Source organism: Klebsiella sp. A52, from assembly GCF_018388785.1.
Lineage (GTDB): Bacteria > Pseudomonadota > Gammaproteobacteria > Enterobacterales > Enterobacteriaceae > Klebsiella > Klebsiella aerogenes.
Window position 1 is genome coordinate 2,165,998 of the sequence record NZ_CP074437.1, and the last position, 21,410, is coordinate 2,187,407.

Consider the following 21,410-nt stretch of genomic DNA (forward strand, 5'->3'; position numbering starts at 1 on the left):
TGATGACGGGTTTTCGTGAACAAGGAAGCGGCATTCCGCTGACGCTGCTGCACGGCATCAGTTCCGGCGCGTCCTCCTGGCATAAACAGATGGCGTTGCCCGGCTACCGCGTGCTGGCCTGGGATATGCCCGGTTATGGCGAGAGCCCGATGCTGTCGGCAACGCCGGCGGATGCCGGTGATTACGCCGACGCGCTGGCGCGAATGCTGGACCGCGCTGGAGTAGAGCAAACCATACTGGTCGGCCATTCGCTGGGTGCGCTGGTGGCGGCCGCCTTCGCCGCGAAATACCCGCAGCGGGTGCTTTATCTGGTACTCGCCGACGTCGCGCAGGGCTACGGTCAGGCGGAAGCCGCGCAGCGGGAAAAAGTCTGGCAGGGACGTCAACAGCAGATGGCGCTGGGCGGCGAGGCGATGGCGCAGGGGCGGGCGGCAAAACTGCTGCGCCCCGGCGCGCGCGAAGCCGATGTGGCGACGGTGGCGGCAGGCATGCGCAGGCTGCGTAGCGAAGGCTACCTCGCCGCTGCCTGGATGCTGGCGCATGACGACATCCACCGCTGGCTCGCCGACTATCGCGGCCGTCTCACGGTGTGGTGTGGCGAGCAGGATGCCATTACCCAACCGGAGCTGGTGCAGGGAGTGGCGCTGCGTTACGGCGCCCCTTACATCGCCATCCCGCAGGCTGGACATGCCAGCTATCTCGATAACGAAACCTTTTTTAATCAACAGCTTTTACGCATAGGGGAAGAGGTGCGCGATGAATGCACAAATTGAAGGACGCGTCGCGGTAGTCACCGGCGGCTCGTCAGGGATCGGCTTCGAAACGCTGCGCCTGCTGCTGGGCGAAGGGGCGAAGGTCGCCTTTTGCGGCCGCAACCCGGATCGGCTGGCCAGTGCCCATGCGGCGTTGCAAAACGAATATCCAGAAGGCGAGGTGTTCTCCTGGCGCTGCGACGTACTGAACGAAGCGGAAGTTCAGGCCTTCGCTGACGCGGTCGCCGCGCATTTCGGCGGCACCGACATGCTGATTAATAACGCCGGGCAGGGCTATGTCGCCCATTTCGCCGATACGCCGCGCGAGGCCTGGCTGCACGAAGCCGAACTGAAACTGTTCGGCGTGATTAACCCGGTAAAGGCCTTCCAGCCGCAGCTTGAACAGTCGGATATCGCCTCGATTACCTGTGTGAACTCGCTGCTGGCTCTGCAGCCGGAAGAGCACATGATTGCCACCTCTGCTGCCCGTGCCGCGCTGCTCAATATGACGCTGACCCTGTCGAAAGAGCTGGTGGAGAAAGGCATCCGCGTGAATTCCATCCTGCTGGGAATGGTCGAATCCGGGCAGTGGCAGCGCCGTTTCGAAAACCGCAGCGATAAGAGCCAGAGCTGGCCGCAGTGGACCGCCGAAATCGCCCGCAAACGCGGGATCCCGATGGCGCGCCTCGGAAAACCGCAGGAACCGGCACAGGCGTTGCTATTCCTCGCTTCGCCGCTGGCCTCCTTTACCACCGGCGCGGCGCTGGACGTTTCCGGCGGTTTCTGCCGCCATCTGTAAGGAAAGATGATGAAAAAGGTCATGTTAATCGGCTATGGCGCGATGGCGCAGGCGGTGATTGAACGCCTGCCGCCTCAGGTGACGTTGGGTTGGATCGTCGCCCGCGAATCGCATCATGCGGCGATCCGCCAGCAGTTCGGCCACGCGGTGACGCCGCTTACCGATCCGCTGCAGTGCGAAGAGACACCGGATCTGGTGCTGGAATGCGCCAGCCAGCAGGCGGTCGCGCAGTACGGCGAAGCGGTGCTGGCGCGCGGCTGGCATCTGGCGGTGATCTCGACCGGCGCGCTGGCGGACAGCGAACTGGAACAGCGTTTACGCCAGGCGGGCGGAAGGCTGACGCTGCTGGCTGGCGCAGTAGCCGGGATTGACGGCCTGGCGGCGGCGAAAGAGGGCGGTCTTGAACGAGTGACCTATCAGTCGCGTAAAAGCCCGGCCAGCTGGCGCGGCAGCTATGCCGAACAGCTTATCGACCTCAGCGCGGTCAATGAAGCGCAAATTTTCTTCGAAGGCAGCGCCCGCGAGGCGGCGCGGCTATTCCCGGCAAATGCCAACGTGGCGGCAACCATCGCGCTGGGCGGTATCGGCCTTGACGCGACTCGGGTGCAATTGATGGTCGATCCGGCGACGCAACGCAACACCCATACGCTACACGCCGAAGGACTGTTCGGCGAGTTTCACCTGGAGCTGAGCGGCCTGCCGCTCGCCAGCAATCCGAAAACATCGACCCTCGCGGCACTGAGCGCGGTACGCGCCTGCCGTGAACTGGCATAACGCAGAGAGGCTGAGATGGACGAATTAGACATTTTTATCGGCGGCCAGTGGCGTCGCGGCGGCGGCAATTTAATGCACAGCCAGTTTCCGGCGGATGGCGCTATTAACGCGGCGCTGCATGCGGCAAGCCTCGATGATTTGCAGGAGGCGATCGACTGCGCCGACCGCGCCTGGCGGGAGCCAACGTGGCGGGCGATGCTGCCGCATCAGCGGGCGAAGATCCTGCATAAGGTTGCCGATCTGATTGAAGCACAGGTTGATGAGCTCACCCAAAAGCAGAGCCGCGATAACGGTAAACCGCTGGCGGAAGCGCGAGGGCTGGTGATGAGCGCCGCCGGTACCGCACGCTATTTTGCCGCCGCCTGCGAGTTGCTGGAGGGCGAGCTGCCGACGCCGCGGCAGGCGGATCTATTGACTCTGAGCCGCTATGAGCCGTTGGGCGTGGTGGCGGCGATCACGCCGTGGAACTCGCCGATCGCCAGTGAAATGCAGAAGGTGGCCCCGGCGATCGCCGCCGGGAACGCGGTGATCCTCAAACCGGCAGAGGCCACGCCGCTCATGGCGCTGGAGCTGGCGAAGATCTTCGAGCAGGCCGGTTTACCCGCCGGACTGCTGAGCGTGCTGCCGGGTAAAGGATCGATTATCGGCGATGCGCTGGCCCGCCATCCTAAGGTACGCAAAATTTCCTTTACCGGCGGCACCACTACCGGGCGTCATCTGGCGCACGTGGCGGCGGAAAAGCTGATCCCGGCGTCGCTGGAGCTGGGCGGCAAATCGCCGACCATCGTGCTGGAAGATGCCGATATCGAACAGGCGGCGCGGGGCATCTGCTACGGCATTTTCAGCTCCGGCGGCCAGGCCTGCATTGCCGGCTCACGGCTGTTTGTCCATGAAAAAGTGTATCCGCAATTAATGGCCCGCCTGCTGGAGTTAACCCAAGGACTGCGGGTTGGTCATCCGTTCAGCGCTGGCACCCACGTCGGGCCGCTGATCAACGATAAACACCGCCAGAGCGTGCTGGAGTACGTCGAGCTGGCGAAACGCGAAGGCGGCAGCGTGCTATGCGGCGGCGAGATCCCGGCGGATCCGGCGCTGGCGGCGGGGAGCTACTTCCTGCCGACCATTATTGAAGGGCTGAACAATCAGGCCCGCGTTTGCCAGGAAGAGATCTTCGGGCCGGTGCTGGTGGCGATGCGTTTTCGCGATGAAGCGGCGCTGATCCGCGAGGCCAATGATTCGGTCTTCGGGCTGGCGGCGGGGATCTGGACGCGCGATACCGGCCGCGCGCTGCGTCTGAGCGAACAACTGGAAGCCGGTACGGTGTGGATCAACACCTACAAAGTTTTCTCCATTTCGACCCCGTTCGGGGGCTTTAAAGAGAGCGGTCTGGGCCGCGAAAAAGGGATCCAGGGGCTGAAAGCCTGGATGCAACAAAAGAGCATTTATCTGGCGACGGGTAATAGCGTCAACCACTGGTGCGACTGAGAAAGGGTGAGCAATGAGCGAAATGATAACCGTCGGCGATGCCATCGCCAGAACGCTGGAGCAGTATCACGTTGAAGCCATTTATGGCGTCATTTCTATCCATAACCTGCCGATCGCCGACGCCGTTGGCCAGCGGGAAAAAATCCGCTTTGTTCCGGCGCGCGGCGAAGCGGGCTCGGTGACCATGGCCGATGCCCATGGCCGTTTTTCCGGGCTCGGCGTGGCGCTGACCAGCACCGGCGCGGGCGCGGGTAATGCGGTCGGCGCGCTGGTTGAGGCGATGAACGCCGGTACGCCGCTGCTGCACCTGACCGGACAGGTCGAAAAAGCCTGGCTGGACGCCGATACCGGTTTTATTCATGAAACCCGCGATCAGTTGACCTTCCTGAAAGCCAGTTCGAAGCGCGCTTACCGCATTAGCAACGCCAACCAGGCGGTGGCTATCCTGCATAAGGCGATTCAGGAGGCGCAGACGCCGCCGTGCGGCCCGGTCTCGGTGGAGATCCCAATCGACATTCAGAGCGCCAAAATTCCGCTTTCGCTGCTGACCGCGCCGTTGAAACGCGCTCCGGCGATTGAGCCGGAGGCGTCGATGGTCGATGCGCTGTGGGCGCAGCTTAAGCAGGCGAAGCAGCCGCTGCTGTGGCTTGGCGGCGGCGCGTTAGAGAGCGTTGAGGCGGTGAAGACGCTGGCGGATGCCGGAGTGACGGTGATTTCCAGTACCCACGGCCGCGGCATTCTGGCGGATAGCCATCGCGCCAGCCTGCGCGCGTTTCATAATTCTCCCTCGGTTGAAGCGCTGATTTCACAATGTGATTTCACACTTGTGGCCGGTTCCCGGCTGCGCAGCAACGAAACGCGTTCCTGGACGCTGGAGCTGCCCGCGCCGCGGGTGCAGATTGATATCGACCCGGCGGCGGCCAGCCGTAACTACCTGATGGACAACACGCTGGTGGCGGACTGCCGGGCGCTATTAGCGGCGCTGGCAGCGCGGGTACAGGGCCGGATGTGGGGCGATGCGCGTTGGGATAGCCAGCTTAAAGCGGCGGTAGAGGCGGCGGAGCAGGGGCTACGCGACCAGTGCGGCGCTTACGCTAAATTGAATGACGCGATTGCGCAGGCGTTGCCCGATGACGGCATTCTGGTGCGCGATATTACCGTTTCCGGCAGCCTGTGGGGCAGCCGTCTGTTCCGCGCTCACGGTCCGCTGATGAATATCCATTCTCTGGCCGGAGCCATCGGTATGGGGCTGCCGATGGCGGTGGGCACCGCGATTGCCAATCCGCAACGGAAAGTGGTCGGCCTGGTCGGCGACGGCGGCCTGAGCCTCAACCTTGGCGAGCTGGCGACCCTGGCGCAGGAGAAGGCCAACGTGACGCTGTTGATTATGAACGACGGCGGCTACGGCGTGATGCGCGGTATTCAGGATAAGTACTTTGGCGGCCGCCAGTATTACAACGAGCTGCACACGCCGGACTTTGCCCTGCTGGCGCAGGCGATTGGCCTGCAGGCGTGGAGCGTGGAACGCGCTGAGGATTTCCAGGCGGTGATGACCGAAGCGCTGGCGATGCCTGGGCCATCGGTGGTGGAAGTGAAAATGGGCCAGATTGGCGCGCTGCGCTTTGCCGGCCCGCCGCAGAAAACGCTGTATTAATGATAACCCAGTGACCCCAACCCTCTCCCTTCCGGGGAGAGGGTACCGCACGGCACAGGGGGTTAATCAAGGCGCCGGACGGTTGCTCCTGCGCGTCGGGAGAGGGCCGGCCCGCAGGAGAGGGTTCATTACACGGTTAAAATACGTTAAACGGATATTCGACGTAGAACCGCACTTCATTACCGCTGACGTTATAGTCGCTGGCGTTGCTGGAAACGCGCAGCACCGAATAGCGGAGTCTCAATTTCAAATCTTTCGCCATGCCGTTTTGCACCTGGTACTGCACCTGGTTGAACCATTCGTGTTCTTTACCGTTGCTGGTCTCGGCGGTTTTAATGTTATCGCCGCGAACGTAGGCGGTAGTCCAGCTCAGGCCCGGTACGCCCAGTCCGGCAAAATCCAGGCCATAGGAGGCCTGCCAGGAACGCTCATCCTCGCCGTTAAAATCTGACCAGTAGGAGTTAGCCAGCCAGATGGTGTTGCCGCCATCGCCGACGCCGCCCTGATTCTGATACCCGCCGTAGTGGTAGCCGGTGCTGCCGCTGCTTTGCTGGTAAGCGACTTTAAAGGTATGAATATCCCAGATATAGCTGGCGGCCAGGCTCCAGATGCTGTTGCTGCGCCCGGTGTCATTGGCGTCGGCATATTCTTGATCTAAGCGCGAGTTATAGCCGTTGAAGTCAACAATCAGCTGCTGGTCGGCGGCGAACGGCTGTTTGTAGTTCAGGCCGAGATACTGCTTATTCAGCACGTCCTCGACGCGCGAAGCGTAAAGCGCGCCGCTGAGCTGGTCGTTGAATTGATAGCTGGCGCCGCCAAAGGTCAGACTTTTCAGGCCGCTGTTGTGGCTGTCGTCGCTTTTGCGCTGCTGATCGGTAAGATAACCGGCGTTAATTTCCAGACCGTCGATTTCTCTTGAGGTCAGCATGGTACCGGTATAGCTCTCGTACAGCAGCCGCGAGTCATCGGCGTAGACGATAGGCAGCATCGGGCGCTGGCTGCCGTAGCTGAGTACGGTATTCGAGAATCGCATTTTGGCGGTAGCGCCGAATTTGGCTAAATCGGATTTCGCGCGGCCATCATCATCCTGGGCGAAAAAGTCGATACCGCCCGCGCCGCTGCGGCCGCGGCCGCCGTCGAGGCGCACGGCGTACTGCGCAATGCCGTCAACGCCGAAGCCGACCGGTCCCTGGGTGAAGCCGGATTCGAAGGTAGCGATAATACCCTGACCCCATTCGGCTTTATCCGGCAATCCATCGCGATAATCGCGTTTGATATAAGCGTTACGTAAAAAGAGATCCAGGTGGCTGTCTTCAATAAAGCCCTGACTGGTAGATTGTTGGCTGGCGAAAGCCGGCGCGGCGGCAATAATGCCAAGTGCGATTAATGGTAATTCTTTTTTCACTGAGGGCACTTCTCTGTCTGTCGATATATTCATGGGAATCACTGCCAGTCAGATATTCTCCTGAAATAATGTCGAAAGCAATCATTGTGTGAGCAGTTATTGCAGCCGGAAACAGGCTGTATGGCGCGTGAGCCGTGCGCCAGGCAGTAAGGGGTGGACTATTTATTATTCGGGTAAAGACGATTCTGAAAGCCAGATAATGTGCGACCTTTTTAATTTACCAAATAATATATTTCTGAATCGCCGGGTATAAAATAATTGGCTGTGATGCGCTGTGATAATAATTAACGGTTTGTGCGCTTAAATTATCAATTGATGCGGCTAAATATTTTTACGGGTATATAAAAAAGGGAGGCGATAATGCCTCCCGCTGTCGTTTATTTAATGCCGTCGGCCTTCATGCGATCGCGAATATGCTGCGCGCGGGCTTCCGACGCCGGGTGATCGTCAAACATGGAGCTCTGACGGCCGGCTTCCAGCTTGGCCAGTTTTTCGAAGCTGGTGGCCAGCCCCGATGGATTGATGCCGCGCTTACGCAGCAGGTCGTAAGAGTAGTCGTCCGCTTCCGACTCCTGGCGTTGGGAGAACTGCGAGTTCACCAGTTTTTCGCCGAGATCGCCCAGCTGCGACTGCGACAGGCTGCCGACGATGCCGCCAGCGGAGGCCGCCGCCGCGCGCACGGCGTTAGTGCCCAGCGCGACCTGCATGCCTTTCTTCACGTGACCCAACGCAACGTGGCCCATTTCGTGGCCGATAACCGCTTCTACTTCGTTATCGTTCATCAGGTCCATCAGGCCGCTGTAAACGCGGATGCAGCCGTTGGCCATCGCGAAGGCGTTGACGTCTTTCGTTTCATAGACCTTGTAGTTGACCGGCTGGCCGTTGATGTTATCGCCCAGCGCGGCGGCAATCTTGCTCAGGCGTTTGCTGTACTCGCTGCTGGCCGGGGAAATAGTGGCTTTGGCGTCCATCTCTTTACACGCCTGGTCGCTTAAGGTTTTTACCTGTTCGTCGCTAAGAGAGTAGGCCTGGAATGCTTCCGCGCCGGAGCTCAGCAGGGCGTTGGAATCCATGTTCTGACATCCGGTTAATGTTGCTGCGATCCCGAAGGCAAGAAGGGTTGAGCGAATTTTCATTTTTATCTTCCACAATCTTATGGTTTTTTATCTGAATAATGGGCGACGACGGACCCGCCTCGTCCTGTGCAAAGTATAAATAGTATCTCATGATCCGGGCGAGTGGATTCCGCGGCAGCACAACGTGTTCCAGAGATTTCTTAATGGGCAAAAGGATGCTCCATGTACATGCTTTGTCGCTTGGGTTACATTGTTCACACTTTTTTCCGGCGTAGCCCAAAACGCGCTCTCGTCAAGTCGTTAAGGGCATGGCCTTATAACATCCGAACTGGAGTCAAAATGTCCTCACGTAAAGAGCTTGCCAACGCTATTCGTGCGCTGAGCATGGACGCTGTACAGAAAGCCAAATCCGGCCACCCTGGCGCCCCGATGGGCATGGCTGACATTGCCGAAGTCCTGTGGCGTGATTTCCTGAACCATAACCCGCAGAACCCGTCCTGGGCCGATCGCGACCGCTTCGTGCTGTCCAACGGTCACGGTTCCATGCTGATTTACAGCCTGCTGCACCTCACCGGTTATGATCTGCCGATTGAAGAACTGAAAAACTTCCGTCAGCTGCACTCTAAGACTCCGGGCCACCCGGAAGTCGGCTACACCGCAGGCGTGGAAACCACCACCGGCCCGCTGGGTCAGGGTATCGCTAACGCAGTCGGTATGGCTATCGCGGAAAAAACGCTGGCGGCGCAGTTTAACCGTCCAGGGCACGACATCGTCGATCACTTCACCTACGCCTTCATGGGCGACGGCTGCATGATGGAAGGCATTTCTCACGAAGTGTGCTCCCTGGCCGGTACCCTGAAACTGGGTAAACTGGTGGCGTTCTATGATGACAACGGCATCTCCATTGATGGTCACGTTGAAGGCTGGTTCACCGACGATACCGCGAAACGCTTTGAAGCCTACGGCTGGCACGTGGTGCGCGGCGTTGACGGTCACGACGCTGACGCCATCAAACGCGCGGTAGAAGAAGCGCGCGCGGTCACCGACAAACCGTCCCTGCTGATGTGCAAAACCATCATCGGCTTCGGTTCGCCGAACAAAGCAGGCACCCATGATTCCCACGGCGCGCCGCTGGGCGACGCTGAAATCGCGCTGACCCGCGAAGCGCTGGGCTGGAAATACGCTCCGTTTGAAATCCCGTCTGACATCTATGCGCAGTGGGATGCGAAAGAAGCCGGCCAGGCGAAAGAAGCCGCGTGGAACGAGAAGTTTGCCGCCTACGCCAAAGCCTTCCCGCAGGAAGCTGCCGAATTCACCCGCCGTATGAAAGGCGAAATGCCGTCTGACTTCGACGCGAAAGCTAACGAGTTCATCGCTAAGCTGCAGGCGAATCCGGCGAAGATCGCCAGCCGTAAAGCATCGCAGAACGCCATTGAAGCGTTTGGCCCGCTGCTGCCGGAATTCCTCGGCGGTTCTGCCGACCTGGCGCCGTCCAACCTGACCCTGTGGTCCGGTTCTAAGCCGATCAACGAAGACACCGCCGGTAACTACATCCATTACGGCGTACGTGAATTCGGTATGACCGCGATTGCCAACGGTATCGCGCTGCACGGCGGTTTCCTGCCGTACACCTCCACTTTCCTGATGTTCGTCGAGTATGCGCGTAACGCGGTACGTATGGCGGCGCTGATGAAACAGCGTCAGGTGATGGTCTACACCCACGACTCCATCGGTCTGGGCGAAGATGGCCCGACTCACCAGCCGGTAGAGCAGGTCGCTTCCCTGCGCGTCACGCCGAACATGTCCACCTGGCGTCCGTGTGACCAGGTTGAATCCGCAATTGCGTGGAAATATGGCGTAGAGCGTCAGGACGGCCCGACCGCGCTGATCCTCTCCCGTCAGAACCTGGCGCAGCAGGAGCGTACCGCAGAGCAGCTGGCAAACGTGGCCCGCGGCGGTTATGTGCTGAAAGATTGCGCCGGCCAGCCGGAATTGATCTTCATCGCTACCGGTTCAGAAGTGGAACTGGCGGTTGCCGCGTGGGACAAACTGACCGCCGAAGGCGTGAAGGCGCGCGTGGTCTCCATGCCGTCCACCGACGCATTCGACAAGCAGGATGCGGCCTATCGTGAATCCGTACTGCCGAAAGCCGTTTCTGCCCGCGTGGCGGTAGAAGCCGGTATCGCGGACTACTGGTTCAAATACGTGGGCCTGAACGGCGCCATCGTTGGCATGACCACCTTCGGTGAGTCTGCGCCGGCTGAGCAGCTGTTCGAAGAGTTTGGCTTCACCGTTGACAACGTTGTCGCTAAAGCGAAAGCGCTGCTGTAATCGCTGGTACGGTGCGGGCTGATGCCCGCACCTCAACCCTCTCCCACAGGAGAGGGTGCAAACACCAAAAACGGTAACCCCTGGGTTACCGTTTTGCTTTTACCTCGCCACCCGGTTTTTTTGTAGGCACTATTCCTCGAACATGTAACTACCCTGTAAATTATTCCAAAGAAAATGTGACGCAAGTCATATAGCTGGTTTATTGCTCTGGACAAACATTCCTTTTATTCCGACTTTGGCTTATTCTAGCTGAAGCGTTTCAGTCGTATAAATGTTCGACAATTAATCAATCAGTCGCAGTTTGCGACAGGTAAGGTTCCCCTAAAGGCGTTGCTGGATTACTCTGTCAGCCACCTCAAATCAGGGATAACCTTGCAGGAGACCTATGACCATACGCATCGCGATTAATGGCTTCGGTCGCATAGGACGCAACGTGGTTCGCGCTTTGTATGAATCCGGGCGTCGTGCGGAAATCACCGTGGTGGCGATCAATGAACTGGCGGATGCCGCAGGCATCGCGCATTTATTGAAGTACGACACCAGCCATGGCCGTTTTTCCTGGGATGTTCGCCAGGAGCGGGAACAGCTGTATGTCGGCGATGACGTCATTCGTCTACTGCATGAGCCTTCTATCGCCGCGCTGCCCTGGCAGGAGCTGGCGGTGGATGTGGTGCTGGACTGTACCGGCGTATACGGTAGCCGTGAACATGGCGAAGCCCATCTTCAGGCTGGCGCGAAGAAAGTGCTCTTTTCACATCCTGGCGGCAACGATCTCGACGCAACGGTAGTCTTCGGCGTCAACCATGATGAACTGCGCGCGGAGCACCGCATTGTCTCCAACGCCTCCTGCACTACCAACTGCATTATTCCGGTCATTAAACTGCTAGATGATGCCTACGGCATTGAGTCAGGAACGGTCACGACAATCCACTCCGCGATGCACGACCAGCAGGTGATCGATGCCTATCATCCGGATCTGCGGCGCACCCGTGCGGCCAGCCAGTCAATTATTCCGGTTGATACTAAACTTGCGGCGGGGATCACCCGTATTTTCCCGCAGTTTAACGACCGTTTTGAGGCGATTGCGGTACGCGTACCGACGATTAACGTCACCGCAATAGACCTGAGCGTGACGGTGAAAAAACCGGTAAAGGCCTGTGAAGTCAACCAGTTGCTGCAAAAAGCAGCACAGGGAGCATTTCATGGTATAGTTGACTATACGGAATTACCGTTGGTCTCGACAGATTTTAACCACGACCCGCACAGCGCCATCGTCGATGGCACGCAAACCCGGGTCAGTGGCGCGCATCTGATCAAAACGTTGGTCTGGTGCGATAACGAATGGGGCTTTGCTAACCGAATGCTCGACACGACGTTAGCGATGGCCGCGCAAGGTTTCAGGTAAGGCGCTGCGGCGCTTGCAAAACTTTATCAAGAATCAACGAGAGGATTCACCATGTCTGTAATTAAGATGACCGATTTGGATCTGGCTGGTAAACGCGTTTTCATCCGTGCTGATCTGAACGTACCGGTTAAAGATGGCAAAGTGACCAGCGACGCGCGTATCCGCGCCTCCCTGCCGACCATCGAACTGGCGCTGAAACAGGGTGCTAAAGTAATGGTTACTTCTCACCTGGGTCGTCCGACCGAAGGCGAGTACAACGAAGAATTCTCTCTGTTGCCGGTTGTTAATTACCTGAAAGACAAACTGTCTAACCCGGTTCGTCTGGTTAAAGATTACCTGGATGGCGTTGACGTTGCTGCCGGTGAACTGGTGGTTCTGGAAAACGTTCGCTTCAACAAAGGCGAGAAAAAAGACGACGAAGAACTGTCTAAGAAATACGCTGCGCTGTGCGACGTATTCGTCATGGACGCTTTCGGTACCGCGCACCGCGCGCAGGCTTCCACCCACGGTATCGGTAAATTCGCCGATGTCGCTTGTGCAGGCCCGCTGCTGGCCGCTGAACTCGACGCGCTGGGTAAAGCGCTGAAAGAGCCGGCTCGTCCGATGGTTGCTATCGTTGGCGGTTCTAAAGTTTCCACCAAACTGACCGTTCTCGACTCTCTGTCCAAAATCGCTGACCAGCTGATCGTTGGCGGCGGTATCGCTAACACCTTCGTTGCCGCTCAAGGCCATAACGTCGGTAAATCCCTGTACGAAGCGGACCTGGTTGACGAAGCTAAGCGCCTGCTGAGCACCTGCGATATCCCGGTTCCGACTGACGTTCGCGTCGCTACCGAGTTCTCTGAAACCGCCACCGCGACCCTGAAATCCGTTAACGACATCAAGGATGACGAGCAGATTCTGGACCTCGGCGACGTTTCCGCACAGAAACTGGCTGAAATCCTGAAAAACGCCAAAACCATCCTGTGGAATGGCCCGGTTGGCGTATTCGAATTCCCGAACTTCCGTAAAGGTACTGAAATCGTCGCTAATGCTATCGCAGACAGCGAAGGTTTCTCTATCGCAGGCGGCGGTGACACCCTGGCGGCGATTGACCTGTTCGGCATCGCTGACAAAATCTCCTACATCTCCACTGGCGGTGGCGCATTCCTCGAATTCGTGGAAGGCAAAGTTCTGCCGGCAGTAGCAATGCTCGAAGAGCGCGCTAAGCAGTAATTTAGTTCAGGCGGGGAAACCCGCCTGTTTTTCAGCGCGCTAACGTACAATTTTGTACAGCTCGCGAACCTTCTTCAACGGTCGAAGATACAGATACAGGACTAAGTAACATGTCTAAAATTTTTGATTTCGTAAAACCGGGCGTCATCACTGGCGACGACGTTCAGAAAGTGTTCCAGGTAGCTAAAGAAAACAACTTTGCTCTGCCAGCGGTAAACTGCGTGGGTACTGACTCCATCAACGCCGTTCTGGAAGCTGCTGCGAAAGTTCGTTCTCCGGTTATCGTTCAGTTCTCTAACGGCGGCGCTGCGTTCATCGCGGGCAAAGGCGTGAAAACTGACGTTCCGCAGGGCGCGGCTATCCTCGGCGCTATCTCTGGCGCGCATCACGTTCACCAGATGGCTGAACACTACGGCGTGCCGGTTATCCTGCACACTGACCACTGCGCGAAGAAACTGCTGCCGTGGATCGACGGCCTGCTGGACGCGGGTGAAAAACACTTCGCTGCCACCGGCAAACCGCTGTTCTCTTCCCACATGATCGACCTGTCTGAAGAGTCCCTGCACGAAAACATCGAGATCTGCTCTAAGTACCTGGCTCGCATGGCCAAAATGGGCATGACTCTGGAAATCGAACTGGGTTGCACCGGCGGTGAAGAAGACGGCGTGGACAACAGCCACATGGACGCTTCCGCACTGTACACCCAGCCGGAAGACGTTGATTACGCGTACACCGAGCTGAGCAAAATCAGCCCGCGCTTCACCATCGCTGCTTCCTTCGGTAACGTACACGGCGTTTACAAGCCGGGTAACGTGGTTCTGACTCCGACTATTCTGCGCGACTCTCAGGAATATGTTTCTAAGAAACACAACCTGCCGCACAACAGCCTGAACTTCGTCTTCCACGGCGGTTCCGGTTCTTCCGCTCAGGAAATCAAAGACTCCGTCAGCTATGGCGTTGTGAAAATGAACATCGATACCGATACCCAATGGGCGACCTGGGACGGTATCCTGCAGTACTACAAAGCGAACGAAGCTTACCTGCAGGGCCAGCTGGGCAACCCGAAAGGCGAAGACCAGCCGAACAAGAAATACTACGATCCGCGCGTATGGCTGCGTGCCGCTCAGACCTCTATGGTGACTCGTCTGGAGCAGGCATTCAAAGAGCTGAACGCGATCGACGTTCTGTAATTTCGCTTGCTGCGAGCGTAACGAAGGGAAACGGCGTTTCCTTTCATTACCGGCATAAAAAAGGCTTCCTGCGGGAAGCCTTTTTTTTAGCGACTTACGCAGGTGCCTTTTTCCCCGGCTAATATCTGTGGCGCATCCTTTAACGCGCCGATAAAGGCGTTATTTCCGGTCTGTTTGACAAACTGAATAACCGCTTCCGCCTTCGGCCCCATTGCGCCGTCCGGCGCGGCAAACGGCGCGAGCGTAGCAATGGTGGCCTGACGCAACGGGCGAGCCTGCGGCGTCCCCCAATCAACATAGACCGCATCGGCATCCGTCAGTATCAGCAGGTGGTCGGCATGAATGGCGCCGGCAAGCGCCGCCGCCGTCAAATCTTTATCGATAACCGCTTCGACTCCCCGGTAACCGTGCGTATCGGCAACCACCGGGATCCCGCCGCCGCCGCAGCAAATCACCAGATGACCGGCATCCATCAGCGTCTGAATGGCCGCGCTATCAACAATATTTAGCGGCTTGGGGGAAGGGACCACCCGACGGATATAGTCGCCATCCGCTTTCATCTGCCAACCATAGCGTTTTTCCAGCTCCGCCTGCTGCTGCGGCGGATAGACCGGGCCAATATATTTCCCCGGCGCCGCGAAAGCGTCATCATTTGCCGCCACCTCTACGCGCGTCATCAGGGTACTGACCGGTGCACCGGCGTATTGCATCAGTTCCTGAGCGATAGCGAAGCCTATCATCCCCTGACTTTCCGCGACCAGAATATCCAGCGGCCAGGCGGGAGATTCCTGATAGGCGGCGTTTTGCAGCGCCAGCAATCCGACCTGCGGGCCATTACCGTGCACGATCACCAGCTGATAATCACGGGCTAATTCCGCCGCCATCCGGGCAAAAAGTTGAATGCTGCGCTGCTGATTTTCCGCGCTGAGCACTTCTCCGCGCTGCAGCAGTGCATTACCACCCAGCGCAATAACGATTTTCTTTTTCATGATGACCTCATTGAATTATAGAAGTGCGCTAAAAATATCGTTTTAGCGGCCAGGTAATGTGATGAGATCGCCACTTTATCGAGAGTAAAAAATATCTCGCTAATAAATATTATATTCGCTGGTTTTATTTAAATGTTTTTAAAGATGATTATTAGATTTTTTTTAATAATTTCGGCAGCAGTCTTTAGGAATTTAAAACAATAGATTTTGTGTGACTTTGTTCAAATGAAATACATGTTTACCCCGATATGGTTAGCGGAGTTAAAACATCCATCCTGCACGCATCCTCTGGGATGGCCTGAGGTGAATATTGTCGGGAGATAGCTTATGTCAGGAACGTATGAGGTAACCGAGGTGACCAAAAGAAAAGGAATACCCGCCTGGTGGGTCACGGTATTTCTTTTCTGGTTAGGTTGGGTATTTATGTATGCCGATCGCACGGTATTAAATCCGGTGATGGGTGAGCTGGAAAAAGAGTTTGGTTTAAGCGGAACGCAATTAGGAGTGCTCAACTCCGTATTTTATTTTTCTTATGCATTGCTACAGGTGCCGGCGGGGATCCTCGGGGACAAAATCGGTAAGAAAAAAGTGCTGGTACCTGGGTTTATTCTGTTTGGCGTTTTTACCGCGGTCACCGGCTGGGTAAAAAGCTGGTATATGCTGCTATTTGCCCGCGTGGTCACCGGCGCAGGCGAGGGGACATATTATGGCCCGCAGTACGGCTTGTCTTCCGAGCAGATCCCGAAAAAATTCCGCTCGCTGGGCAGCGCGATTATCAATAGCGGAATGGCCTTTGGCATTGCGCTGGGTCTGATGACCTCCAGCTGGCTGGTCTATGACCAGGGTTACTCGTGGCGGATGCCGTTTTATGCCATGGCGATACCTTCGGTGCTGGTAGGGGTTGCTATCTGGCTCTTTGTGAAAGAGAAAAAGCGCACCGCCGACGCCGAGGGCAAGCCGGTACAAAAAGGAAAATTTAGCGATCTGTTGAAGAATCGTAATTTAATTCTGACCTATATCATGGTGTTCTGCAGCCTGTTTGGTTTCTTCGTTATTCTGACCTGGCTTCCTTATTATCTGCAAAACGAGCGCGGTATTGCCGGTAGCGAAACTGGGTTTATTTCGTCGCTGGTCGCGTGGATCTCTATTCCCGGCGCTCTGTTGTTCTCGGGGCTGTCGGATAAATTAGGCCGCCGCAAGCCGTTAATTTTATTCCTCGTGCCGGTGGCGATTGCCAGCATGCTTTCCATTATTTGGATGCCGAGTATGACCGGCGTCATCGTGGCGCTGTGCGTGTACGGCCTGGTTGGCAAACTGGCGCTGGATCCGGTGCTGGTGGCGCTGGTCGCCGATAGCGTCGATGAAACTAATTACAGTACCGCGTTTGGTTTATTTAATTTTATTGGCATGAGCTCATCGATTCTGGCGCCAATTATTGCAGGGGCGGCGCGTGATATTACCGGCAGTCTGGCTTCGAGTTTTTATGTTTCCGCGGCGCTGCTGGTCATTGGTCTGGTCGCCATGCTGTTTTTAAAAGAAAAACGCACATAAAGAGGTAGCGGTAATGATTTACGCTTTTATTAAAAAGGGAAGCTTTCAGGATTCCGTAAGCCTGATGATTATTTCCCGCAAATTAAGTGAACGCCCGGAAGTGGATCAGGTTTCGGTCATGATGGGCACCCCGGCGAATAAATCGATGCTGGAGTCGACCGGATTCTGGCATCCGGATTTCGCCGAGGCGACGCCCAACGATATTTGTGTCGCAGTCCGCACGCACGAAGCGCAGCCGGAAATTCTCGATTTAATCCGTGAACAGTTAGAGAAAGAACTGAGCGCTATCGCTAATGCATCAGGCAGCTCAACGCAGCTGGTCAAGGCGCGGCGCTGGGAGAGAGCCTGCCAGAAATTACCGGACGCGAATCTGTTGCTGGTTTCGGTGGCAGGGGAGTACGCCGCCGGGGTGGCGAAAGAGGGATTGTTAGCCAATAAGAGCGTGATGCTGTTTTCCGATAACGTCCCGCTGGAGCAAGAAGTTGAACTGAAAACGCTGGCTCGCGAGAAGGGGCTCATTGTGATGGGGCCGGATTGCGGAACGGCAATGATTGCCGGTAGTCCGCTGGCCTTTGCCAACGTTTTACCGCAGGGCGGAATTGGCGTCATCGGCGCATCGGGGACCGGGATCCAGGAAATCACCTCGCAGGTGGCGCTGCATCAACAGGGAATTAGCCACGCCATCGGCCTTGGCGGGCGCGATCTCAGCGCCGAAGTCGGCGGTATCAGCGCCCTGACCGCGCTGGAGATGCTGGCGGCCGATAGCGCGACGCAGGTTATCGCTTTTGTCTCCAAACCGCCTTCGCCACAGGTGCGTGCCCGCATTATTGCCGCGATGCAAAAACAGAATAAACCGGTGGTGGCGCTGTTCCTTGGTAGTCGTGCCGAGCAGCGCCGCGAGGGCAACGTCTGGCTGGCGAACTCGCTGGCGGACGCCGCGCAGCTGGCGGTACTGCTGATGCGGGTCGCGCAACAGCGGCAGAGCCAGCCGCAGGTTGCAGGCAAGGGGATTTATGGCCTGTACGCTGGCGGTACCCTTGCCGCCGAGGCCGCGATGCTGCTTTCCGCTCATCTGGGAATACCGGTCAGCGACAGCCACGCCGAGGGCGTGATGCTGGAAGCCAGCGGGCATCGCATTGTCGACCTTGGCGACGATAGTTACACCCTCGGCAGACCGCACCCGATGATCGACCCCACCACCCGCAGCATTGAAATTGAGAAGCTGGCGACCATGCCGGAAGTTGGCGTGCTGTTGCTGGATGTGGTGCTGGGCTATGGCGCCTGCGCCGATCCGGCCGGGGCGGTGGTTGAGGCCATCGAGCAGGTCCGCCGTAAACGTGTCGCGCCGTTGGTGGTTATCGCCACCATGACCGGTACCGATGCCGACCCGCAGGGCCGTAGCGAGCAGATAGCCATCCTGCGCGATGCCGGGGTTGCGGTGGTTGAAACCCTCGAAGAGGCGACGCTACTGGCGGTTAGCCTGACGCAGCATCAGCCGCAGAGCGAATCGGCAGCGCATAACCCGCTGCTCGACGGCGTGCAGGTCATTAATGCCGGGTTGCGCAGCTTCGCGCTGGATCTACAAAGCAGCGGTACGCCAGTGGTGCATTATCAGTGGGCGCCTGTTGCCGGTGGTAACGCTCGTCTCGCCAGTTTACTCAAGCAGTTACATTAAGTTCAGAGGTATGGATATGTACTCATCAATTGCACAGGCTAACGAAGCCATTATCGAACGAATTAAAGCCGCGCGCCCGCATTGGGTTGCCGTCCGTCCTGCGAAAGAGGCGGTGGCTGAACTATCTTCTGGACGTAAATTACTGCACGCCGGGCCGCCAATCGCCTGGCAAGAGATGACCGGGCCGATGCGCGGAGCCTGTATCGGCGCATCGTTGTTTGAAGGCTGGGCGACGAGCGAAGAAGAAGCCGTGCGGATGCTGGAGCAGGGAGAGGTGGAATTCATCCCTTGCCACCACGTGGGCGCGGTGGGGCCGATGGGCGGGATCACCTCGGCGAACATGCCGGTGCTGGTGGTGCGCGATGTGGTTCATGGTAACCAATCCTGCTGTAACCTGAATGAAGGGATCGGCAAAGTGATGCGCTTCGGCGCTTACGGCGAGGATGTGCAAACGCGTCTGCGCTGGATGCGCGACACGCTCGCGCCGGTGCTGCAAGAAGCGCTGTCGCGAATGGAAAACGGCGTTGACCTGACGGCGATGATGGCGCAGGCGATTACCATGGGCGATGAGTTCCACCAGCGTAATATCGCCGCCTCGTCGCTGCTGCTGCGCACGCTGTCGCCGGTCATTGCTGGCCTGGATCGGCCAAAGGCGGAAATTGTCGCCGTGCTGCAGTTCCTCAGCGTCACCGATCAGTTCTTCCTCAACCTGGCGATGGCTTACAGCAAAGCGGTGATGGATGCGGCGGCGGAAATTAAAGCCGGCTCGGTGGTGACCGCCATGACCCGCAACGGCCGCGAGTTCGGCATTCGCGTTAGCGGTACCGGCGATCGCTGGTTTACCGCGCCGGTGAATACGCCGCAGGGGCTGTTCTTCACCGGCTACAGTCAGGCGGATGCCAACCCGGACATCGGCGATAGCGCGATTACCGAAACGCTGGGCATCGGCGGCGCGGCGATGATTGCCGCACCGGGCGTGACGCGCTTCGTCGGCGCTGGCGGAATGGGCGCGGCGCTGGAAACATCGGAAGAGATGTCTGAAATCTATCTTGCCAACAACCCGCTGTTCCAGATCCCATCATGGGACTTCAAAGGCGCCTGCCTGGGGCTGGATGTTCGGCGGGTCGTGGAAACCGGTATCACGCCGCTTATCAATACCGGTATTGCCCATCGCGAAGCGGGGATAGGTCAGGTGGGAGCGGGAACCGTTCGCGCGCCGCTGCTGTGCTTTGAGAAGGCGCTGGAAGCGTTGGCGGAACTGCACCACATCACTGCCTGAGTCGAGAGAGGGGCGGCGCTGCCGCCCCGGAGAGACGCCGATGAAAACCCTCAATGCGCTGGCCTGTACCGGCCTTGAACAGTTAGCCGACGGCGTGTGGCAGCACCATAGTCAATTTTCACAGGCGGTTAATTTCGTCCACGCCGATGGGACTTTACTGACGCTATTTCGCTACGGCAAAGGTATTGGCCCGACGGGTATTCTGCTTAGCAGCACCCAGTTTGCGCAGTTGGCTAATCTTCCGCGGCTGGTTAAGCAGGGGCGCATATTGTGGGGGGCGGGAGTTGTGATTCGCCCGCGTCGGATGCTCAAACTTCGCATTCCCGTCGGCCACTCGTTTCTTCTCGATCTTACGTCTTATTCATGCCAGAGCGGACTATGCGCCGCGCTCAATCAGCCGTTGGCGGATATGTCGTTTTATTCATCTATCATGGGCGAACTTGAGCGCTGGCGACGCGGCGAGTTCCCGGACTGGGGATGGCTGATTGGCAAGGGACCCGGATTAACCCCCAGCGGCGATGATATGCTCGCCGGGATGTTGGCGATGCTGTACGGCGCCGGTTTTTCTGACCGCCTGCACGCGTTTATCCCCCCGGCGGATCAACTTACCTCGCTGACAACTTCGGTAAGCTGTAGCTATCTGAATAGCGCCAGGCGCGGCGAGTTTTCGCTGCCGGTGGTTAAGGTAATGCGCGGGCTGCGGTCGACAGGCGATCCCAGGCGAGCAATTCAGCGTTTGCTGGCGGTAGGTCATACTTCTGGGGCTGATACGCTGCTGGGGATGGCATTCGCGCAGCATTGGTTACAGAGAGTGGATTCAAGGAGAACGCATGCTCGATCAGGAAACCATCCGTACGTTTATACAGGTCGCCGAGACCGGGAGTTTCTCCCGCGCGGCCAGCCTGCTGCACAAAACGCCGGCGGCGATTAGCTATCGTATCAAAACGCTGGAAGAGCAGGTGGCAACGCAGCTCTTTTTACGCACGACTCGCTCGGTAAGCCTGACGCTGGCCGGGCAACATCTGCTTGAGCACTGTCGGCAGTGGCTGAACTGGCTTGACGTGATGCCCGATGAACTCCAGCAGATTAATGCCGGCGTCGAAAGACAGGTTAATATCGTTATCAATAATCTTCTGTATCAGCCGCAAAGCGCCGCGGATCTCCTGACCTGGCTACATCAGCAGTTTCCTTTTACCCGTTTTCAGCTTTCCCGCCAGGTCTATATGGGGGTCTGGGACTCTTTGCTATACGACGATTTCCAGCTGGCGATTGGCGTAACCGGCTCGGAATCCCTGTCCAACAATATCTCTTTATTGCCGCTCGGCGATATTCGCTGGCAGTTTGTGGTGGCGCAGAATCATCCCCTTGCCAGTCACCCCGCGGCGGTACTCTCCGACGACGCGCTACGCCGCTATCCGGCAATTAACATTGAGGATACGTCGCGGACTCTGACGCGTCGTGTCGCCTGGCTGCTCAACGGGCAAAAAGAAATCAAGGTGCCGGATCTCAGCACCAAGCTGGCCTGCCATCTAAGCGGCCTGGGGGTCGGCTTTTTGCCGGAACGAATGTGCCGCGCTTACCTGGAATCCGGCGCGCTGGTGGCCCGTGCGGTCGCCAACCCCCGCCAGCCTTCGCCGCTCTCCGTTGCCTGGAAGAATGCCGGCAGCGGTAAAGTCGTCAGTGAAATCGCCAGGGCGTTCGAGCGCAAAGAGGCATTAGTCAGCGGTTTTTTGCGAATGGTGGATCGTCCTGCGCAAGCGTAATGCGGCGTTAGTTTCATCTGGATCAGATTGAGAAATGGCATCTTCGGTGGTTTTTGTTTACCTTTAA

The 21,410-nt window shown here is 57.7% G+C and carries 17 protein-coding genes; 14 read left to right on the top strand and 3 right to left on the bottom strand.

The annotated features are described in order from the left end of the window. Nucleotides 1-2 precede the first annotated feature (2 nt). From KGA69_RS10220 to KGA69_RS10240, 5 genes are read left to right on the top strand one after another with little or no spacing between them, the layout of a single operon-like run. Nucleotides 3-773, top strand: a complete 771-nt coding sequence (locus tag KGA69_RS10220) for an alpha/beta fold hydrolase (RefSeq protein WP_122542288.1) — start codon at nt 3-5, stop codon at nt 771-773. Next, entirely contained in the window at nt 757-1,551 is a 795-nt protein-coding gene (locus tag KGA69_RS10225; RefSeq protein ID WP_063447214.1) for an SDR family oxidoreductase, read from the top strand. Before KGA69_RS10220 ends, KGA69_RS10225 begins: the two co-directional genes overlap by 17 nt. Before the next feature lie 9 nt (nt 1,552-1,560). Beyond that, nucleotides 1,561-2,325, top strand: a complete 765-nt coding sequence (locus tag KGA69_RS10230; RefSeq protein ID WP_045392036.1) for an aspartate dehydrogenase — start codon at nt 1,561-1,563, stop codon at nt 2,323-2,325. A 15-nt stretch (nt 2,326-2,340) separates the two neighbouring features. Then, nucleotides 2,341-3,810: an aldehyde dehydrogenase gene (locus KGA69_RS10235; RefSeq protein ID WP_047065726.1), complete on the top strand. Its 1,470-nt coding sequence runs from the start codon at nt 2,341-2,343 to the stop codon at nt 3,808-3,810. 13 nt (nt 3,811-3,823) lie between these two features. After that, the gene (locus KGA69_RS10240) at nt 3,824-5,464 is read left to right on the top strand and encodes a thiamine pyrophosphate-binding protein (protein WP_213293064.1); all 1,641 of its coding nucleotides are present in this window, start codon (nt 3,824-3,826) and stop codon (nt 5,462-5,464) included. A gap of 136 nt (nt 5,465-5,600) precedes the next feature. Here KGA69_RS10240 and KGA69_RS10245 read toward each other — a convergent pair whose 3' ends face one another. Both KGA69_RS10245 and KGA69_RS10250 read right to left on the bottom strand, forming a co-directional pair. Next, the gene (locus KGA69_RS10245) at nt 5,601-6,869 is read right to left on the bottom strand and encodes an OprD family porin (protein ID WP_213293065.1); all 1,269 of its coding nucleotides are present in this window, start codon (nt 6,867-6,869) and stop codon (nt 5,601-5,603) included. A 377-nt stretch (nt 6,870-7,246) separates the two neighbouring features. Beyond that, a complete protein-coding gene (locus KGA69_RS10250; RefSeq protein WP_015703437.1) occupies nt 7,247-8,005 on the bottom strand; it encodes a metalloprotease LoiP in 759 nt (252 codons plus the stop codon). A 279-nt stretch (nt 8,006-8,284) separates the two neighbouring features. Here KGA69_RS10250 and tkt point away from each other — a divergent pair, with 279 nt between their 5' ends. From tkt to fbaA, 4 genes are all read left to right on the top strand, one after another. Next, a complete protein-coding gene (gene tkt, locus KGA69_RS10255) occupies nt 8,285-10,276 on the top strand; it encodes a transketolase (RefSeq protein WP_045392025.1) in 1,992 nt (663 codons plus the stop codon). 385 nt (nt 10,277-10,661) lie between these two features. After that, nucleotides 10,662-11,681, top strand: coding sequence for an erythrose-4-phosphate dehydrogenase (gene epd / locus KGA69_RS10260; RefSeq protein WP_015369761.1), 1,020 nt, complete (start codon nt 10,662-10,664; stop codon nt 11,679-11,681). A 51-nt stretch (nt 11,682-11,732) separates the two neighbouring features. After that, nucleotides 11,733-12,896, top strand: a complete 1,164-nt coding sequence (pgk, locus tag KGA69_RS10265) for a phosphoglycerate kinase (protein ID WP_015369762.1) — start codon at nt 11,733-11,735, stop codon at nt 12,894-12,896. 110 nt (nt 12,897-13,006) lie between these two features. Beyond that, nucleotides 13,007-14,086, top strand: a complete 1,080-nt coding sequence (fbaA, locus tag KGA69_RS10270) for a class II fructose-bisphosphate aldolase (protein WP_004144748.1) — start codon at nt 13,007-13,009, stop codon at nt 14,084-14,086. An 86-nt stretch (nt 14,087-14,172) separates the two neighbouring features. Here the strand turns inward: fbaA and KGA69_RS10275 are convergent, their stop codons facing one another. Further along, a complete protein-coding gene (locus KGA69_RS10275) occupies nt 14,173-15,075 on the bottom strand; it encodes a carbamate kinase (protein WP_047044048.1) in 903 nt (300 codons plus the stop codon). 327 nt (nt 15,076-15,402) lie between these two features. Between KGA69_RS10275 and KGA69_RS10280 the strand changes: the two genes are divergently transcribed. From KGA69_RS10280 to allS, 5 genes are read left to right on the top strand one after another with little or no spacing between them, the layout of a single operon-like run. Next, a complete protein-coding gene (locus tag KGA69_RS10280; RefSeq protein ID WP_032706367.1) occupies nt 15,403-16,626 on the top strand; it encodes an MFS transporter in 1,224 nt (407 codons plus the stop codon). 13 nt (nt 16,627-16,639) lie between these two features. Next, nucleotides 16,640-18,301, top strand: a complete 1,662-nt coding sequence (locus KGA69_RS10285; RefSeq protein WP_213293066.1) for an acyl-CoA synthetase FdrA — start codon at nt 16,640-16,642, stop codon at nt 18,299-18,301. A gap of 16 nt (nt 18,302-18,317) precedes the next feature. Then, entirely contained in the window at nt 18,318-19,580 is a 1,263-nt protein-coding gene (locus tag KGA69_RS10290) for a YlbE family protein (RefSeq protein ID WP_063415661.1), read from the top strand. A 40-nt stretch (nt 19,581-19,620) separates the two neighbouring features. Beyond that, nucleotides 19,621-20,511 (top strand): oxamate carbamoyltransferase subunit AllH family protein, encoded by an 891-nt coding sequence (locus KGA69_RS10295; RefSeq protein WP_213293067.1) that lies wholly within the window; start codon nt 19,621-19,623, stop codon nt 20,509-20,511. Then, a complete protein-coding gene (gene allS / locus KGA69_RS10300; RefSeq protein ID WP_046883085.1) occupies nt 20,411-21,343 on the top strand; it encodes an HTH-type transcriptional activator AllS in 933 nt (310 codons plus the stop codon). Before KGA69_RS10295 ends, allS begins: the two co-directional genes overlap by 101 nt. Nucleotides 21,344-21,410 lie beyond the last annotated feature (67 nt).

Coding starts and splice junctions, on each gene's coding strand:
- pgk (WP_015369762.1), top strand. CDS start 11,733: ATGTCTGTAATTAAGATGACCGATTTGGATCTGGCTGGTAAACGCGTT.
- KGA69_RS10230 (WP_045392036.1), top strand. CDS start 1,561: ATGAAAAAGGTCATGTTAATCGGCTATGGCGCGATGGCGCAGGCGGTG.
- KGA69_RS10250 (WP_015703437.1), bottom strand. CDS start 8,005: ATGAAAATTCGCTCAACCCTTCTTGCCTTCGGGATCGCAGCAACATTA.
- allS (WP_046883085.1), top strand. CDS start 20,411: ATGCTCGATCAGGAAACCATCCGTACGTTTATACAGGTCGCCGAGACC.
- KGA69_RS10235 (WP_047065726.1), top strand. CDS start 2,341: ATGGACGAATTAGACATTTTTATCGGCGGCCAGTGGCGTCGCGGCGGC.
- KGA69_RS10280 (WP_032706367.1), top strand. CDS start 15,403: ATGTCAGGAACGTATGAGGTAACCGAGGTGACCAAAAGAAAAGGAATA.
- KGA69_RS10290 (WP_063415661.1), top strand. CDS start 18,318: ATGTACTCATCAATTGCACAGGCTAACGAAGCCATTATCGAACGAATT.
- KGA69_RS10295 (WP_213293067.1), top strand. CDS start 19,621: ATGAAAACCCTCAATGCGCTGGCCTGTACCGGCCTTGAACAGTTAGCC.
- KGA69_RS10240 (WP_213293064.1), top strand. CDS start 3,824: ATGAGCGAAATGATAACCGTCGGCGATGCCATCGCCAGAACGCTGGAG.
- epd (WP_015369761.1), top strand. CDS start 10,662: ATGACCATACGCATCGCGATTAATGGCTTCGGTCGCATAGGACGCAAC.
- KGA69_RS10275 (WP_047044048.1), bottom strand. CDS start 15,075: ATGAAAAAGAAAATCGTTATTGCGCTGGGTGGTAATGCACTGCTGCAG.
- KGA69_RS10220 (WP_122542288.1), top strand. CDS start 3: ATGACGGGTTTTCGTGAACAAGGAAGCGGCATTCCGCTGACGCTGCTG.
- fbaA (WP_004144748.1), top strand. CDS start 13,007: ATGTCTAAAATTTTTGATTTCGTAAAACCGGGCGTCATCACTGGCGAC.
- KGA69_RS10225 (WP_063447214.1), top strand. CDS start 757: ATGAATGCACAAATTGAAGGACGCGTCGCGGTAGTCACCGGCGGCTCG.
- tkt (WP_045392025.1), top strand. CDS start 8,285: ATGTCCTCACGTAAAGAGCTTGCCAACGCTATTCGTGCGCTGAGCATG.
- KGA69_RS10285 (WP_213293066.1), top strand. CDS start 16,640: ATGATTTACGCTTTTATTAAAAAGGGAAGCTTTCAGGATTCCGTAAGC.